Below are 16,308 nucleotides of genomic sequence, written 5' to 3'. Positions count from 1 at the left end.
ACCGTCGCCATCAACGCCAAAAGCGCACGCGTTTTGTACATTCTCTTCACATGAACTCCCACGCTTATCATGAGCATGACTCGCGGGAGTGTAGGCGACGCCCATCGCTGTTCGGAGGACCACCCCTCCAAATTGCTTACTGTGCACCTCTCATGACGATCCACCAGTGGATCGGGGGCCGGGGGCGCGCGCTCCACCAGTGGATCGGGGCCGGGGCACGGCGGTCCTGGGCCCGGGAGAGGGGCGGGCTCGCCGTGGCGCGGTCGGTGCGCTGGAGCGGAGTTTCCGAGTGCTGTTCTGACGACGGTCGGGTCGATCGGCAGCAGGGTGCCGCCCATGGTCACGAGCGCTTCGACTCAAGCGACGCGCATCGCCTCGACCAGGGTGCGCGCGAGGGCGGCCAGGACGGATCGATCGACGACGGGCGGACGGCACGCGAAGCTCCCGGCGGCTACAGGCGATCCCGACCGGGAACCCGTCCACCAGGAGCTTCGTCGTCGCGCAGGGGTGGCCAGCTCGCGGTCAGCACCGCGAGCCCGGTACGACTTCAGTCGGTCGAGCGCCGCGGGGCACTCGCCACCCCTGAATCCCGGCCGCTCAGCGCGGCGTCCAGCGTCTCCTGGGCCATGGCCATCGCCTCGGCGTACTTCGGCTCGGACATGCGCTCCCAGGCCTTGTCCGGTGCGACGTCCTCGACCCGGCTCGTCACCCACCAAATATTGCCGAATGGATCACGTACCCGACCGCCGCGATCTCCCCACGCACTGTCGGAGGCCTCGGTGATCACCTGTGCCCCCTGCGCGACCGCCGCGGCCATGGCCGCGTCCGCGTCCGGCACGTAGATCCGCAGCAGCGCGGGCATCGCCGGCCAGTCGGGCCGGCGGTCGAATGCCAGCACCACCGTGTCGCCGACACGGATCTCACCGTGGCCGATGGTGCCGTCCTCAACCGGCACCCGCGCGAGTTCCTCGCCGTCGAACGCGGCGGTGATGAAGTCGAGCAGTGCACCGGTGTCGTCGGTGACCACCCACGGCGCAACGCTGGTGTAACCCTCGGGCGCAGTGTGCCTCATCGGTTCCGTCCCCTCGTGTAGTCCTTCACGACGGGGCGACTTTAGAGCCCAATTAGGACGGTAACGGACCTAGATCGCGCAGGAGGCCGACGCCAAGGCGTCTGCTGACATCTGAGTGCGGTCGGCCCGCGCTATCGAACCGGCCCACACTCATCGACGATCAAGGTCGGCTCCAGCAGGAAGACATCCCGGTCGACGGGGCCGTAAGCGATGTTGAACGTGTCGAGCCAGTACGACCAGTCGCGGATGCCCATGGCGCTGCTGAACCGGTAGTTCAACTGCCAGCGGACCCACTGCCCGGGAAACAGGTGAACCGCCGGCGGCCTGCGCCGCCGAGGCGGCAGCCCGAAGAGCGGCTCCACACGAGCGAGCACTCGGAGCCGATCACCCTCGTCCCGCAGGCTGACACCGACCTCGCGAAGGTCCCTCTGGACCGCGCAGGGCTCGAAGCCATCGCGCTCGGCCATGTGGACGACGTGGGCGAACCCCGAGGGCACCGCGGGCAACGAAAGGCCGACCGGCGCCGCGTTCCTGCGGGCAGCGGCCTCCCCGCCCCGAGACTGCTTGGTCCAAGACGTCCTGATCCACTGCACCGTGATGTCCTCCACCGCACCTGCCTTTGCCCCGTTGCCCCTTTGCCCCGTTGCCCCGTTGCCCCGTTGCCCCGTTGCCCCTTTGTCGGGAGCCTACGATCAGCGTTTGTTCGACGTCACCCAGGTCCCGCCACACCTGCCTTCCAGAGGAGCAGAGACCCGGCCCGCTCTGCTGAACCAGGCCTCGCAGGTGGAAGGATCCGCAGTGTGATCGGATGGATGCACCACACGCCGCGCCGGGTGGTCATACCGGTCTGCGTCATCGCGGCCGACTCAAGCCGCTGATCAAGCGACTGATCAGCTGGGCCGGGGATGGACCCGGAAGCGGATCCTTGCCGCGCTCCTGGCAGCGGCCGACCGTGCTGACGACATCGGCTGGACCCTATCGGTGGACTCCCCTGTCTGCCGGGCCCACCAGCACGCAGCCGGAGCCAGAAGAAAGGTTGTCACCTGGGGCCGAGCCCGACGGCCACGCGCTCAGACGCTCCCGCGGCGCCTGAGCGATGTACTCCGTGCAAGATGACGCCTGGTCTCTGGAACTGGATCTTGAGGCCGGGCAACGGGATCACTCAGGCTGGCGCAGGGCCGAAACAATCCCACAACTGCGCTGGCCAGGGCGGTCCACAGCGAGCAAGACCGGGGGAAACCGTGAACCGACCTCTGCTGTTCCTGGACGTGGATGGGCCGCTCAACCCTTATGCGGCCCAACCGGAGAGACGTCCCCACGTCTACACCACACTCAGGGTGCCCCGGAACGACGCCCATGAGGACGACAGGGGTTTCTCATCCCGACGGCGGGCCTCGGGCTTCGGTCGTCCGGCCTTGACCAGCGGATTCGTGTGGCTGAAAGTGGACCTCCTGATCGACTGGGGCGGGAAGCATGACACATGACGAATACGCCGCCCGCTGCGAGGAGCTCTTCGCAGCGGGCGGGTTCACTCAGGCTCGGAACCTGGCCGAATCCGGTCTGGAGGAACTCGGACCTGATCCGGTGCTCTACCGGTGGCTCGGCCTCGCACACGCTGCGGAGGACGAGGACGACCATGATGCCGAGGCGGAGAAGGCCTACAAGGCCGGGCTGGCGCAGTGGCCGGACGACCTCGGACTGCTCGTCTCCTACCTGGAGCTGTGCCTGCGGGCCGACGGGTGGACGTATCCCGGGCGCGCCGCTCGGGTGGATCGGCTCAAGAAGCAGATCGCGGAGCTGGCGCCTCCCGGGTCGCCCGAGGCGGCACGGGTGGAGGCCGCGCTCGACTGGGCCGGGCGGGGCTACTGGCAGGACGTACGGGAGAGGTCCGCTGCCGCGAGGACCGATCGAGCGGCTCTGACGTCCCACAGCGCTGATGTTGCCGAAGCGCTGGAGCAGGGTGCTCAGGCACCCGCCCATCCGGAGGACCTGCGGGCCGCCGAGGTTGCGGCCGCGCTGGAGCTGCTGGCGGGCCCGTGGCAGGCCCCGCTCCGGCTCATGGTCCGCTACCGGGTGGCCGCGTACGTCACGACCTTTGTGCTGGCTCTCGCCACCAACAAGGCACTGGTGCTGACGGAGACTGTTTCCTACAGCGTGTGGGGCTGGATCTGGTTCGCGCCCCTGCTGCTGGCCGACTCGAAGCTCAAGCAGGCCCGGCGGCTGGCCCGGCAGCGGGTGATCGCCGCGATGGAGGCCCGCCACGCCCAAGCCGCTGCCGCGGACTAGGTCCTGTCGTCACACTCCCGTCGTCCGCCCGAAGGACGGGCCCTGCGGCGTCAGGTGCGTGCTCTCGGCGTGCCGGGCGCGGGCCCGCGTACTGGATGTACGCGGGTCTGTGCCCGGTGCGGTGAGAGTGTGTGCATGGCGTCGCAGGGCAGGCGGGAGTTTGACGACAGGGCCTAGGTTCCGACACGAGTGCGGCAGCACATGCCCCCAGATACCGAGCAGGCACGACCCCCGGTGATCATCGAGTTCTCTACGCCCAGTGATCACCGGAGGGCTCGTGCCTGTCCTGTCGGCATGCCTGCTCGGACCCCTAAGGGACCAGTTCGTGACCCTGCTGCCCGAACACGGAGCGGTCGGTGGCCACCGAAGCCACCGGCGTCCCGCTCGGCATCGTCTCGGCCGGGGCCAACCGGCACCGATTCCCCGCTGCTCGCGCCCACCCTGCGAGTCGCCAAGGAACAGGTCGGCGCCGCGCTACCGCTGGGACGGCCGCCCCGCCACCCGACGCCTCGGGTGATCCATTTGCCGGTCGGTCTCAGCCCCATTCCTGCAGCTGCTGGAGCAGGTCGGCGTCGCCCTCCACCCGCAGCGAGTCGGCCGGGATGCGCATGTACATGAGCAGGGCCATCTCGCTCGCCGTGCCGTAGATGGCGGCGGTGGGCTTGCTCTCGGCGGCCTCCGCCGCGGTGAGGCGGGTGAAGCGGGAACCGGCGGCGTCCACCGTCTGACGCCAGGAGCCGGTCTCGGCTGCGTGGTAGTCCATGGTGGCGGGCTCGCCGGGCCACGGGACCGTGACGGTGCAGACGGTGGCGAGGAACTCCTCGATGGCGTCGCCCGCCTCGGTCGTCGGCAGCTCCTGCGGGCTACCGGAGGCCAGCTGGGCGTCGTAGGTGTGGATCAACGACTCCGGGACGCGGCGGCGGGCCACGGCGGCCACCGTGTGCGGCGAGGCCAGCGGCTCCCACCAGGCCCAGCAGCCCCGGTCCGGGCCGGCCTCGCGCAGAGCGGTGAGCAGTTGCTCCGTCGAGTCGGCCAGCCAGGATATGAGGGCCTCTCGCTCCCTGGGCGCCGCCAGCCCGTCCTTGCTCGGCCGCTCGTCGCCCGGCGCGGTGTTCAGCACGATGTAGGCCCAGAAGCGGTCCCCTTCGCTGAGGTGGTTCGCCAGGTCGTACAGCGTCCAGCCCGGGCAGGACGGGACATCGGCGTCGAGACTGGGGGCCGCGGCGACGGCGGCGCGAAACGCGGCGGACCGCTCGTCAATCATCCGCAGCAGGGCGGGGAAGTACAGATGCTCAGGCACGCAGACCTTGTACCACCCGGACCGAGACTCTCGCACTCGATTAAAGCCGCCCAACACGCCTACTGCCGGGCGCTCCAAGGCGCAGTCGTGGCGGATCCCGGCGAGCGGCCGGCGCGGCTCCGGTGCAGGAGCGCGGTGGCCCGCGTGAGGTTGGGGGGCCACGACTCGGTGGCCACCATCGTCCGCGGCAGGGTCCGTACACCGGCGAGGACCTCTCCTCCGCCTGTCTGGACGTCGAGGCCGGCCGAGGCTCGGGCGAGCCGGTCGCCGAGCATCCGCTGGTAGCCCCATGAAGGGCGCTGCTCCGTCGCCCGCCCGTCGAGCCAGGAGAAGTCCCAGCCGTCGACGGACGCCTCGGAGGCCTCCGCGACGAGTTCCTCGAAAGTACGTGTCATCCCTCCATCATCCGTGCCGGTCCGGTGGCCGCCCCCGCGACCTGCCGGGGCTCCCCCCACCCCGCCTGGCGGCCGGTACCTCGCGGTCCGCGTCCCACTCGTCCACCACGCCAGGCAGTTCGACACGGGAGCGGATCCCCAGCCGGGCGAACACGCCCCGGAGGTGGTGGTCCACGGTCCGGGGGCTGAGGGAGAGGTGGTCGGCGACCTCCTGGTTGGTGGCGCCACGCGCGACGAGGCGGACGATGCGCTGCTGCTGCGGGGTCAGCTCGCGCAGCGCCGCCGGGTCCGCCGCCGCGCCCGAGGCGCCTCCCGTCGCGCGGAGTTCGGACCGCGCGTGCTCGGCCCAGCCCCCGGCGGCCGCCCGCTCGAAGGTCACGAGGGCGTCGCGCAGCGGACCCCGCGCGTCCCCCGGCCGTCGTTTGCGCCTCAGCCATGTGCCGTACGCGAGGAGGGTGCGGGCCCGCTCGAAGTCGTTCCCGCAGCTGTCGTGGCGCCGTACCGCCTCGCCGAACCAGTACGCCGGCGCCTCGCCCTCCCCGAGCAGGGCCCGGCAGCGCGCCAGCTGCGCCTGTGCCGGACCGTCCACGCCCAGGGCGGCCCAGGCCGCGTACTCCTCGGCCGCCTCCCGGGCCTCCTCGTCCCGGCCGGCCGCGACCGCCGCCTCCACGAAACAGGGCACCACCAGCATGCGCAGCGCGAAATGACCGCCCCGAGGACCCGACCGGACCAACGGGACGAGCCGCGCCGCCGCCTGGGCCGACAGGCCTCGGCTCAGCTCGGCCCGCGCCAGCGCCCACTCGGCGAGCGTCGCGGCCTGCACGAGCCCGTGCGGTCCGGCCGTCGCGAGCGCGCGCCCGGCGTGCTCCGTCACCGCGGTGCCGTCACCCTCCACCGAGGCAACCAGTGCCAGTACAGCGTGCTGGTGGGCCGCCACGTTGTGCTGGCCCGTCGTCTCCGCCGTCCGCAGTCCCTCCCGCGCCGTGCGCGCGGCCCGGCTGTACCGGCCGGCCCGTAGTTCGGCGTACGCGAGCTGTTCGAGCGCGCGGGGCAGCAGGGCGGTACGGTGCTGCGCCCGCGCCCGGACCAGTGCGCGGGCGTGGACCCGGGCCGCCGTCGCCGTGTCGCCGAGGACGAGCGCGGCCGACCCGGCCCGCAGGAGCAGCCGGGGATCGTCGGTGCCGCCGTCCCCCGCGACCACCCGCGCCAGTGCCGTGCGGGCGTCGTCCAGCCGTACGGTCAGCGCGGCGCTCAGCCCGTCGGCGAAGTCGCGCTCCGTGCCCCGTACGTCCTCACCACCGTCCAGGGCGGCCAGGCACCCCTCCACGTCACCGCCCGCCCACGCCGCCTCCATCGCCAGGAACCGCGCGTCGGACGCCTCCACCGGCGCCCGCCCCCGCAGCAGTTCCGCGGCCTGCAGCAGCTCCTCATGGGCGTCCATGACCGGGCCGCCGGCCAGCGCCGCCAGTCCCCGGACGAGCTGCGCTCGGCCCCGGGCGACGGGTGAGAGCGCGCGTGCGGCGGCGGACGGCCCCAGCCGGTCGGCACGATGACCCTGCCCCCGGGCTAGCGCAGCCGCGCCGGCCGCCGGGGACCGGGCCGCCGGGCGGTCTGCCGGACGGTCCCGCGCGCGGTCCGTCGGGCGGTGTGTCGGGCGGTCGTCCGGGCGGTCCGTCGAGGGTGACGCATCCGTCGTAGGGCCGGGTGCCCTGGGCTCCCCCCGCCATGACGGCCGGGCCGAGGCGAGCGCTGCGCGCCCGAGGAACGGGTCGTCGAAGTCGACCGCTCCGCCCCTGCGGCGGCGCAGGAGCCCCTCCGCGACCAGCCCTTCCAGCGGCTCGGCCGGGGCACGCGCCCCGCCCGACCCGACGAGCGCCCATCCGCCGACGCCACCGCCTCCACTGCCGCCCGTACGTACGCCTCCCAGCCCGTACGCCACCGCGCTCGCGCCGTCGGCCCCGGTGCGGTCCGCCAGGACCATCACCGCAACCGTGGCGAGCAGACGGCGGGAGGCTGCCGGGAGGCGCGCGAGGAGTCCTCCGTACACCTCGGCGAGGACCGTGTCGTCGACCGCCGGCAGCGGCAGCGGCAGGGTCCCCGCGAGCTGAGCCGCGGTCAGGCGCCGTACCGTCGCGACCAGGACGCCGGGATGCCCGGCCGCCTCGTCGAGCAGCCGCTCCCCCACCGGCGGCGCCGGGGCGGCGACCGGGCACAGGTCGCCGAGCAGGGCCCGTGCCCCGGCAGTGGTCAGCCTGCCCAGGCGCACAGTCTCTGCTCCGGGCACTTCCGGGAACCGGTGATGGCGCGCGGCCGAAACCAGCCACCCCACGCGGCCGGGCCCGCCGGCCCCCCGGCCGTCGGTCTCCTGCCAGGCCGCGGCGAGGGCGGCCCGTGAATGCGCGTCCCACAGATGGAGGTCGTCCACACAGACCAGTACGGGTTCCGCCTCGGAGGCGACGCCGGCCACGGCCCGGGCGAGCCCGTCCTCGCCCCGCGCGAGCCGCAGCGCCCGGCGCCCGGCCGCCGGGGTGGGGGCAAGCGCCGTGAAGAGCGCCCTTGCCGCGCTCCACGGGCCCCGGTGGTGGGGCGCGGCGACGCGGTACGCCGTACCGGGGAAGTCGTAGGCCGCCCGGGCGAGGAGGGCGGTGCGGCCCTCTCCGGGGTTGCCCGTGACGCACAGGACGCCTCCGCGCCCGGCCACGGTACGGGCCGACAGGCGGGCCACGGCGGCGAGTTCGGCCGTGCGGTCGTACAGCCGCGGGCCTGCGGCGGTGTGCGTCGTTCCGCTCACTGCGGTGACGTTACCGGCCCGTACGGGCCGGCGGAAGGTTCCCGGGGCTGGGCAGTGGCCCAGACCCGGGAACCGGGCTCTGTGACGGTGCACAGAGCGTCAGGAACCGAGCGGGCAGGTGCCCCGGTACTCGTCGATCGTCAGACTCGGCCGCGGAAGCGGGCAGAGGAACTGGTCGTAGCGGGTGTCGTCGTCGATGAAGCGCTTCAACCAGGACAGGCTGTACTTCGCGATCGTCGTGTTCGACGAGTTCGGCGTGAAGTGGGTGGCGCCGTTGAGCTCCAGATACGCCTTGTCGAGCGAGCCGGGCAGGCTCTCGTAGAACGGCTCGGAGTGGGTGGCGACGGGGGCGATCGTATCGCCGTCCGCGCCGATGACGAGCGTGGGCGTGGTGATCTCGGGCCAGGTCTTGTCCGTGTTCCACGCGGTCAGGGGGACCGCGGCCTTGAGCGACGGCCGGCTCTTCGCCGCTTCGAGGGTGCCGCCGCCGCCCATCGAGTGCCCCATCACACCGAGCCGGCTCGCGTCGACGCGGCCCCGCACCGCACTGCGCTGGGTCAGGTAGTCGAGTGCCGCGAGGAGTTGCCGGCCACGGCTGTCGGGCTGGTCGACCGTGGTCAGGGTGTCGATGGTGAACACCACGAAGCCCTGTGAGGCCAGCCGCGGTCCGAGCCACGCGATCGAGGACTGGTAGGCCGTGAACCCCGGCGAGATCACCACCGCGCCGAAGGTGCCGTCGCTCGTGGACGTCGGGTAGTAGATCGTGCCGCCGCCGAAGCCGCTGGCGGCGAGCGAGGAGACGGCAGTCTCGCCGACGGTGTACGAGCCGCGCAGCGCCTCGATGCTGCTCTGGGTGGGCGCCGGGCCGCGCTCGTACGGATTGGCTGCGGCCGCCGCCGTACTCGCGGGGGCGGAGCCGGCGGCCTGGGCGCCGGGGGCCAGCAGCAGGGTCAGACAGGCGGCGGCCATGGCCGCGCCGAAGTGTCGTGTCACGACGGAGTCGTCCTCTCGTGTCGTGGGGTGGCCGCCACCCGGGCGTCCGGGCGGCGGCCACGCCGTGATCTGGCCCGGCCACTGTCCGGGCGGCACGCCGCCCGGGCATCGGCAGAATCACCGGCCTTCTCGGCACGGCGGATTGAGCGACGACCGCGGAGGATTCGAGGCACTCCCTGGAACCCCGCCCGTTCAGGGCGAGAGCCCGCTGTCCCGGGCGGTGTCCTCAGATGCGGAGCGTCCCGGGGAACGCGCCGTGGCCGATGCCCGGTGCGGTGACGGCCAGCCAGCCGTGGCCGCTCGTCTCGGTCTGCGGGCCGACTTCGCCGGGGTCGACGGAGAGGTACGCGCAGGCCGACCGGGCGCCCGTGGTGCCCGCGTTGGCGGGGGCCTCGTCGCGCTCGGGGTCGAAGTCCGGATCGTCGGCCGCGAGCGTCTCCCACGGCAGCGGGTCGCCCTCCCATTCGGGGTCGCTCTCGGCGACGTACTGGCGGATCACCCTGCCGTTCTCGGCCACGATCCATATGTCGGAGCCCCCCGCGTCGTCCAGGAAGAAGAACTGGGCCTGGCCGCAGTGGAGGCTGACCCGCTCGACCGTCTCGATCATGCCGTCCCAGAAGTCGCCGACGAGCTGCTCGAAGGAACCGAAGACGAGGCGCCAACCGTTCAGCTCCGGGGTGACGAAGGCACGCCCCACGTACCGGTCGTCGCCGTCCGGCCCCGGCACCCTGACTTCCCGGCCCTCCGAGGCCTGGACGCCCGCGGAGACGGTGACGGGCCGCCGCTCGTGCAGGCCCAGGGCTTCGAAGACGCCCTCGTACGTCGCGCCGGGCACGGCCATCCACCAGCCGCTGAGCGTCGAGTCCGGAAGATTCGGGATCTCGTGCGGGATCTTCACCCGTATCAGCCGCTCGATCACCGCGCGGTCGCGGTCGTCGAGCGCGTCGGCTCCGCCGCCCGCGACGAGCGCCGCCATGGCACCCCGCCTGGTCCTCGGGGACGCGGACGGGTCACGCCGCAGGTCGCGCAGGCGCGGCCGCATGGAGTCGTGGAACAGCCGGGCGTAGTCGGATGCCTTGTAGGGGATGACGCCCCCGCGGCCGAAGGTGCCCACCAGCGCCCGGACTCCGGCCTCCGTATCCACGCGCAGCCTGATGAGGCCCGAGAAGCCGTGGCCCGACCTCCCGTAGTCCGGGTCGGCGGCCAGGGCCGCGTACTGGTCGGCGGACCGCTCGTCGAAGACGTCGAGCAGTCGCCCCGCCTGCCAGCCCGGCACCTCGCCACGCCGACAGGCGTCCAGTACGGCCTCGAAGGCCGGCGGCCCGATGTGCCGCAAGGCCCGCACGACCGACTGGAGAGCGGTCCCCCGCAGGTCCGCCACACCGCGCAGCAGCTCCGGCACGACGGTGTCGGCCCGCACGGCGAGCTCCGCGGCCGCGGCCTCGGCCCGCGTGGCGTCGTCGCTGTCCAGGTCTTCGAGCAGGGGTTCGATCTTCATGGGTAGCACGGTAGACCCGGCCACTGACACTGCCTGCGCCCCTGCGGAGCCGTGCGCCGGGGCAGCGGGGTGGCGGGGTGGCTGGGGCAGCGTGTCGTTGTCAGTGCCGGGTGACAGCATCGCCTCCATGAGCAGTGACACCTTTAACTGGCAGACGTTCCTGAACCGTTGGCAGGAGGAGTGGGTTCCGCGCCCGGACGAGGACGACGAGCCGCTCGTGCCCCTGTGCCGGCCGGGTGCGGACGCAGCGGTGATCGCCGCGGTCGAGGAGCGGCTCGGGCAGCGGCTGCCTCCCTCGTACCGCGACTTCCTGGCCGTGAGCGACGGGTGGTTCGTGGAGCAGGCGGCGGGGATCTATCAGCTCGGCGGCACCGCGGATATCGACTGGTTCGGCGATCCGTTCGGCATGACCCCGCTGTACGAGCAGGGTCTGGGTGACGACCCGCGCGAGGAGGAGGTCCTGCTCGCCGGAATGTGGCGGCGGGCTCTGCGGCTGGAGACCGATTCCGACATGTCGCACGCCCTGCTCGACCCCGGCGACACCGACGAGGACGGCGAGTGGGCGCTGTACGTCTACAAGGGCTGGAGCGGGGAGTTCCCGGACCGCTACCCGTCGTTCCGCGCGTATATGGAAGCCATGTACCGCGGCTTCCACGGCGACCGGGCGGGGAGCCCTGAGTTCGTGAACGCGACCACGCGCGCCCAGGACGCTCGGGTGGACGAGGCCCACGCGCTCGCCCTGCGCGGACGGTACGAGGAGGCTCTGCCCCTGCTCCAGGAGGCGCTGTCCTTCGGGCGGCCACGAAGCGGCGTCCTGTTGAACCAGCTCCGGCACCTGTCGGCCCCGCATGACCATCAGGGGCATTGGCTCCTGACGACGGACCCGCTCTACCTGCCGGAGATCCTCCCGGTGGAGGCCGCGGCGGAGGCGGCCCGCACCGCGCGGCGTCCGGGGCACGACGACGACCACTGGGTCGGGATGATGGCCGCCCGGGGGGCCGACCGTCGGACCGTCGAGGCCGTCCTGAGCGAGGTGAGGGCGGGCACCCATCGCTACGCGCCCGGCGGTCCGTGGGGCCGGGCGGTCGCCGAGGCCCGGGAGTCGGCGGTCTGGGGTGCGACGGACGCCGCGTGGCGGGCACTGCGGGACGCGCTGCCGCTGTGGGAGGCTCCGGGCCCCTTGCTGATCGCCCCGCTCGGTCTGCTGGCCGACCCGGTCCTGGGGCCGCTGATCACCCCGGAGCGTGGACGGGAGCTCCTCGCGACACCACGGGCCGGGGGGACGGGGCCCGCTCCGGATCCGGTGCCCGATCTCGACCCGCCGGGCCTCGCCTGGCTGGCGGAACCGGCGGCGTACCAGGAGTCGTTCGACGCGTACCGCTGTGTGTGGGTGGAGGGGACCGACCCCGCCCGGCTGCCCGCCCTGATCGGCGAGGAGGGAGCCGGGCTGAGCTCGCCCACGGATCCGCACACCGTCGCCCGGCGGGCACCCAGGCCTCACGAACGGGACGGTGTCGAACTCTGGGAGGACCGGGCCGTGGTCGCCGTCGGCCTCGCCGGCGACGTGTGGTCCTTCGCCTTCGACGGATACTCCGGCCACTACCTGAGCGACCTCTTCCTGTCCCCCGGCGAGGCCGCCTCCTGCTCCGGCCGCGCGGTGGTGGTGTGGAGGGACCCGCGGAGCTCGTCCCAGGCGGACCGTCCCGCCGCGTTCCACCTGTCGGTGGCCGAGGGCGGCGAGGAGCTCTACGCCTTCACCGTGCGGGGTGCGGAGATCCGTCGCTCCGGCTCGATACCCGAGGCCCTCGACCCGGCGCGGCTGTTCCGCCCGGAGGACGACGAGGCGGACTCCGAACGGCGCCTGCTCCAGGCACTGCACACCGAACTCGGGCTCTCCCTCCCCCGCTTCGCCCTGACCCGGGGCAGACTCCGCACCTTCACCACCCGCTCGTGGACCCGCGCGCCGGGCCCGGGCGAGGGCTTCGCCTACTTCAGGTTCGAACGCCACCGGGCCTGAGTCCCGCGACGCCCACCACCTGTGACCCACGTCACGGAATCCGTCTTCCTCTTTCCGTTATCCCCACGCCGGGCCGAGGCTCTCCTGTGCGCAAGGAACTCCACAAGAGGCAGTGAAGGACGGACAGCGTGCAGCGGACCTTGGACCATGAGCAGCTGACAGACACGGAGCTGGTACGGGCGGCGCAGTACGGCGATCCCTGGGCGCGCGATCAGCTCGTCGCCCTCCACCAGCCCCTCGTCCGCGTCCTCGCGGTCCGCGCCCTCGACGGCCGGCCCGGCGCCGAAGCGACCGTGGAAGCCGTCGTGCGGGACACCCTCGGCCGTGCCGAGTTCGCACTGGGCACGCTGCCCTCCCCGGAGGCCTTCCGACCCTGGCTCGTCTCGATGGCCGTGGAGAGCACCCTCGCCCACGCGGCCGCCACGCACGGCCTCCCGGCCGGGCAGGCGGCCCCCCGCACCGAATTCACCGAGTCCCTCTGCTGGCTGGACGTCGAGGACACCCTGATGGTGGCCCTGTGGTCGCTGGAGGAGGAAGGGTGGCTGAGCCGGTACGAGACGGCCGCCGCGCTGAACTGGGCCCCGCACGACACCGCGATACGGATGGACGCGGCACGCATACGCCTGGAGGCCGCCCGGTCCGTGACCGCGGCCCTGGCCCACGCACCGCGCTGCCCCGACCTCGACCGGCACGCCGCCGGCTGGAACGGCGAGCCGAGCGCGCCCTGGCGCGACCACCTGGCCCGTCACACCGTCCACTGCGCACAGTGCGCCGGGGTGACGGAAATCGTCTCGCCGCAGCCCGTCGGCGCCCCGGGAACCGGCGCGTCCGTGCCCTTCGGCACGGTCGCAGCGCCTGCTGTCCCCGGCGCCCTCGACACGACCGCGGCCTTCGACCCGATCCCTGATCCCACTAGTTACGCGGGCCACACGGGTCACAGCAGTCACACGGATCGCACAGGTCTCGCGGATCACACCGAGCACCCGGATTCCTTCGCACTGTCGGAGTTCGGCCCCTCCACCGCGTCGACCGACCGGCGCAGCACCCGTGCGTCCCGTCGTCGGCGCCGCCAGGCCGACGACCGCACCCGTCGCCGCGCCGCCGTCGCGGCCGGCATCGCCGTCGCCGCGGTGACCGGCGGGGTCTTCGCCCTGCACTCCGCCCGCCAAGGGAACGAGGAGCTGTGGGAGGCGAGCAGGGCGCCCGCCTCCGGCCTCGACCTTTCCCTGTCGAACGAACCGGACACGCTGACCGCCTCTCCGCCCACGGCCACCGGCTCCCCGTCGACGGCTTCCGGCTCCGCGTCCCCGTCCACGACCTCCCGCTCGGCAAGTGCCTCCGCCAGCGCCTCGGCCTCGGCTTCCGCATCCGCATCCGCATCCGCTTCCAAGCCGCCCGCCCCGGAGCGGAGCACGGCCGCCCCCACCAAGAGCCTTCACCCCACCACCGCGAAGCCCGCGACTAAGCGCCCCACCACTCCTGCCCCCGATGCCACACCTTCGGCGCCGGCGACGACCAACGCCCCCACGAGCGGCACGGACCCCGGCCCCGGCGGCGATCCGCAGCACGACACGGGACAGAGCTCGGCGGCGGATCAGGTGATCGCGCTGGTCAACGCCGAGCGGGCCAAGGCCGGCTGCGGAGCCCTGAGCGCCAATGCCACCCTGACCAAGGCGGCCCAGGGCCACTCCGACGACATGGCGGCGCGGGACTACTTCGACCACACCAACCCCGACGGCGACGGCCCCGGTGAGCGCGTCACGGCCGCCGGCTACCCCTGGTCGACGTACGGCGAGAACATCGCGATGGGCCAGAGCACTCCGGAGCAGGTCATGGAAGGGTGGATGAACAGCCCCGGCCACCGCGCGAACATCCTCAACTGCGACTTCAAGGAGATCGGCGTCGGCATCCACACCAGCGGCGGTCCCTACTGGACCCAGGTCTTCGGCGCCCGCTGAGCCCTGGCCCCCGACCCCTGCTCGCGGGAACCGGTACCCGCGAGCAGGCCCGGCCCGCGATAGCCCGACGGGCGCCTGGTCCGTTCGGCGAGCGTCCAGGGCATCTACCGCCTCAGGGTCGAATCCGCCGAGGAGCTGGACCAGTTGGTGCGCCGCGATGGGCCATGCCACGCAGTCCGGGAGTTGATCTAGACCGCGCTCTAGATCGTAGCGTCGGCGGCATGACCACTCCTGATCAGCAGCCGCTCGGCTCATCCTTCTCCTCCGCCACGACCGCCGAGGACGTCATGGCCGGCCTGGACCTTTCCGGCACGACCGCCCTGGTCACCGGGGGATACTCCGGACTCGGGCTGGAGACGACGCGGGCCCTGGCGGCCGCCGGGGCCCGCGTCGTCGTTCCGGCGCGCCGTCCCGAGATCGCCCGCGGCGCTCTCCAGGACGTGAAGGGCTGCGAGGTCGTCGCCATGGACCTGGCCGACCTCGGCAGCGTGCGCGCCGCCGCCGTGCAGATCGGGGAGCGGCTCGACCGGCTCGACTTTCTGATGGCCGTCGCGGGCGTCATGGCCACCCCGGAGCGGCGGGTCGGGCCCGGCTGGGAGGGCCAGCTCGCCACCAACCACTTCGGGCACTTCGTACTCACCAGCGGGCTCTACCCGCTCCTGGCCGCGACGGAGGGCGCGCGCGTCGTGGTCAACAGCTCCGCCGGACACACCCTGACCGACATCCGCTGGCACGACCCGCACTTCCGTACCGGCTACGACAAGTGGCTGGCCTATGGCCAGGCCAAGACCGCCAACGTCCTGTTCGCCGTCCACCTCGACGCCCTCGGACGCGATGACGGCGTCCGAGCGTTCGCCCTCCACCCGGGCAAGATCATCACCGGCCTCCAGCGGGAGATGAGCTCCGAGGAGCAGATGGACCGCGGGTGGGTGGACGAACACGGCAACGTGATCGGCGCCGGCTTCAAGACTCCCTCCCAGGGCGCCGCCACCGGCCTGTGGGCGGCCACGTCGCCCCTCCTCGGCGGACTCGGCGGGCTCTATCTGGAGGACTGCGACGTGGCGCGCGTCTCCGCCCCCGAGGAGCCCATGGACGACGGCGGCGTCCGCGACTACGCCATCGCCCCCGAAGCCGCCGCACGACTCTGGGAACTGTCCCTCGCCGCGACCGGCGCCCCGCCGCTGCCCTGAAAGGCCCTGACGCCCACCCCCCGCGATCCGCGCGCTCTCGCGCGTGGCGCCGGTGTCACACCAGTGCCGCGCCGCCGTCTATCGCGAGCGTGGTGCCGGTGACGTAGGCGTTGGACAGGACGAAGTGGTAGGCCGCCGCGGCTTCCTCGGCAGTGCCGACACGTCGCGTCAGCAGCTCGGATCCGGCGCCCTGAAGGAAGGCCTCCGGGTCCGGGACGCTGCCGTCCCACAGCTCGGTGCGGATCACACCGGGCTGGATCACGTTGACACGCAGGGGGGCCAGTTCGACGGCGAGTGCCCGGGACAGGGCCTCGATGCCACCGGTGATACCTGCGGCGAGCGCGGTTCCGGACAGGGGGCGGATCGCGAGGACACCGGAGCTGAAGGTGATCGAGCCGCCGTCGCGCAGTCGCGGTGCGGCGTGCTTGGCTGAGAGGAACGCGCCCCAGAACCGGCGCTCGAAGACGGCTCTGGCCTCCTGCGGGGTGGTGTCGGCCAACGGCTTGATCAGCAGAGATTCGCCCGCCGTGTAGACGAGGTGGTCGAACTCCCCCGTCTGCTCGAAGAACGCAGCGATGGCGTCGCCGTCGGCGACGTCCAGGCGGCGGCCTTCGGCCTGCTCGCCCAGCCGCTTCGTCGCGGCGTCCACGCGGTCCTGATTGCTGGAGGCGACCACGACGTCCGCGCCGGCTGCCGCGGCCTGACGCGCTACCGCGAAGCCGATGCCGGAGGTTCCGCCGATGATCACGATCTTCTTGCCGACCAGAGACATGGGATCCGTTCCTTCGTCGATGCGTTGCCGAGATGC

General features: G+C 72.7%; 11 protein-coding genes and 3 pseudogenes. 6 read left to right on the top strand and 8 right to left on the bottom strand.

Annotated features, from left to right (window positions below; genetic code table 11):
- Positions 1-547: 547 nt before the first annotated feature.
- Positions 548-1,072, bottom strand: a complete 525-nt coding sequence (locus IE124_RS11665; protein ID WP_189507555.1) for a VOC family protein — start codon at positions 1,070-1,072, stop codon at positions 548-550.
- 131 nt (positions 1,073-1,203) lie between these two features.
- The gene (locus IE124_RS11660; RefSeq protein ID WP_229832379.1) at positions 1,204-1,680 is read right to left on the bottom strand and encodes a hypothetical protein; all 477 of its coding nucleotides are present in this window, start codon (positions 1,678-1,680) and stop codon (positions 1,204-1,206) included.
- Between the two features lie 251 nt (positions 1,681-1,931).
- Here IE124_RS11660 and IE124_RS11655 point away from each other — a divergent pair.
- The 3 genes and pseudogenes from IE124_RS11655 to IE124_RS11645 form a co-directional block, all read left to right on the top strand.
- Positions 1,932-2,159: pseudogene (locus IE124_RS11655) on the top strand (IS5/IS1182 family transposase); the annotation flags it as partial.
- 386 nt (positions 2,160-2,545) lie between these two features.
- Entirely contained in the window at positions 2,546-3,358 is an 813-nt protein-coding gene (locus IE124_RS11650) for a hypothetical protein (RefSeq protein ID WP_189507553.1), read from the top strand.
- Positions 3,359-3,705: 347 nt separating this feature from the next.
- Positions 3,706-3,826, top strand: a pseudogene (locus tag IE124_RS11645) (IS5/IS1182 family transposase); the annotation flags it as partial.
- 67 nt (positions 3,827-3,893) lie between these two features.
- Here the strand turns inward: IE124_RS11645 and IE124_RS11640 are convergent.
- From IE124_RS11640 to IE124_RS11620, 5 genes and pseudogenes are all read right to left on the bottom strand, one after another.
- Complete coding sequence (locus IE124_RS11640; RefSeq protein ID WP_189507551.1) at positions 3,894-4,658, bottom strand: maleylpyruvate isomerase family mycothiol-dependent enzyme; 765 nt, start codon at positions 4,656-4,658, stop codon at positions 3,894-3,896.
- Between the two features lie 122 nt (positions 4,659-4,780).
- A pseudogene (locus IE124_RS11635) lies at positions 4,781-5,053 on the bottom strand (SAM-dependent methyltransferase); the annotation flags it as partial.
- 7 nt (positions 5,054-5,060) lie between these two features.
- Entirely contained in the window at positions 5,061-7,844 is a 2,784-nt protein-coding gene (locus tag IE124_RS11630) for a helix-turn-helix transcriptional regulator (RefSeq protein WP_189507548.1), read from the bottom strand.
- Positions 7,845-7,943: 99 nt separating this feature from the next.
- Complete coding sequence (gene bdeA / locus IE124_RS11625) at positions 7,944-8,813, bottom strand: bis(hydroxyethyl) terephthalate hydrolase (RefSeq protein ID WP_370468759.1); 870 nt, start codon at positions 8,811-8,813, stop codon at positions 7,944-7,946.
- A 250-nt stretch (positions 8,814-9,063) separates the two neighbouring features.
- A complete protein-coding gene (locus tag IE124_RS11620; RefSeq protein ID WP_189507544.1) occupies positions 9,064-10,335 on the bottom strand; it encodes a hypothetical protein in 1,272 nt (423 codons plus the stop codon).
- Positions 10,336-10,462: 127 nt separating this feature from the next.
- On the opposite strand from IE124_RS11620, the gene IE124_RS11615 reads away from it, so the two are divergent.
- The 3 genes from IE124_RS11615 (at position 10,463) to IE124_RS11605 (ending at position 15,500) form a co-directional block, all read left to right on the top strand.
- Positions 10,463-12,352, top strand: coding sequence for an SMI1/KNR4 family protein (locus tag IE124_RS11615; RefSeq protein ID WP_189507542.1), 1,890 nt, complete (start codon positions 10,463-10,465; stop codon positions 12,350-12,352).
- Between the two features lie 128 nt (positions 12,353-12,480).
- Positions 12,481-14,310, top strand: coding sequence for a CAP domain-containing protein (locus IE124_RS11610; RefSeq protein WP_229832378.1), 1,830 nt, complete (start codon positions 12,481-12,483; stop codon positions 14,308-14,310).
- Between the two features lie 221 nt (positions 14,311-14,531).
- Complete coding sequence (locus IE124_RS11605) at positions 14,532-15,500, top strand: SDR family NAD(P)-dependent oxidoreductase (RefSeq protein WP_189507540.1); 969 nt, start codon at positions 14,532-14,534, stop codon at positions 15,498-15,500.
- Positions 15,501-15,555: 55 nt separating this feature from the next.
- Here IE124_RS11605 and IE124_RS11600 read toward each other — a convergent pair whose 3' ends face one another.
- Positions 15,556-16,272 carry an SDR family oxidoreductase gene (locus IE124_RS11600; protein WP_189507538.1) on the bottom strand — a complete coding sequence of 239 codons (717 nt, stop codon included), beginning with the start codon at positions 16,270-16,272 and terminating at the stop codon, positions 15,556-15,558.
- Positions 16,273-16,308 lie beyond the last annotated feature (36 nt).

The organism is Streptomyces narbonensis (assembly GCF_014649015.1).
GTDB classification, from domain to species: Bacteria; Actinomycetota; Actinomycetes; order Streptomycetales; family Streptomycetaceae; genus Streptomyces; species Streptomyces narbonensis.
This window is presented reverse-complemented; position numbering and strand designations above follow the sequence as displayed.

Coding starts and splice junctions, on each gene's coding strand:
- IE124_RS11665 (WP_189507555.1), bottom strand. CDS start 1,072: ATGAGGCACACTGCGCCCGAGGGTTACACCAGCGTTGCGCCGTGGGTG.
- IE124_RS11650 (WP_189507553.1), top strand. CDS start 2,546: ATGACACATGACGAATACGCCGCCCGCTGCGAGGAGCTCTTCGCAGCG.
- bdeA (WP_370468759.1), bottom strand. CDS start 8,813: ATGGCCGCCGCCTGTCTGACCCTGCTGCTGGCCCCCGGCGCCCAGGCC.
- IE124_RS11620 (WP_189507544.1), bottom strand. CDS start 10,335: ATGAAGATCGAACCCCTGCTCGAAGACCTGGACAGCGACGACGCCACG.
- IE124_RS11615 (WP_189507542.1), top strand. CDS start 10,463: ATGAGCAGTGACACCTTTAACTGGCAGACGTTCCTGAACCGTTGGCAG.
- IE124_RS11605 (WP_189507540.1), top strand. CDS start 14,532: ATGACCACTCCTGATCAGCAGCCGCTCGGCTCATCCTTCTCCTCCGCC.
- IE124_RS11600 (WP_189507538.1), bottom strand. CDS start 16,272: ATGTCTCTGGTCGGCAAGAAGATCGTGATCATCGGCGGAACCTCCGGC.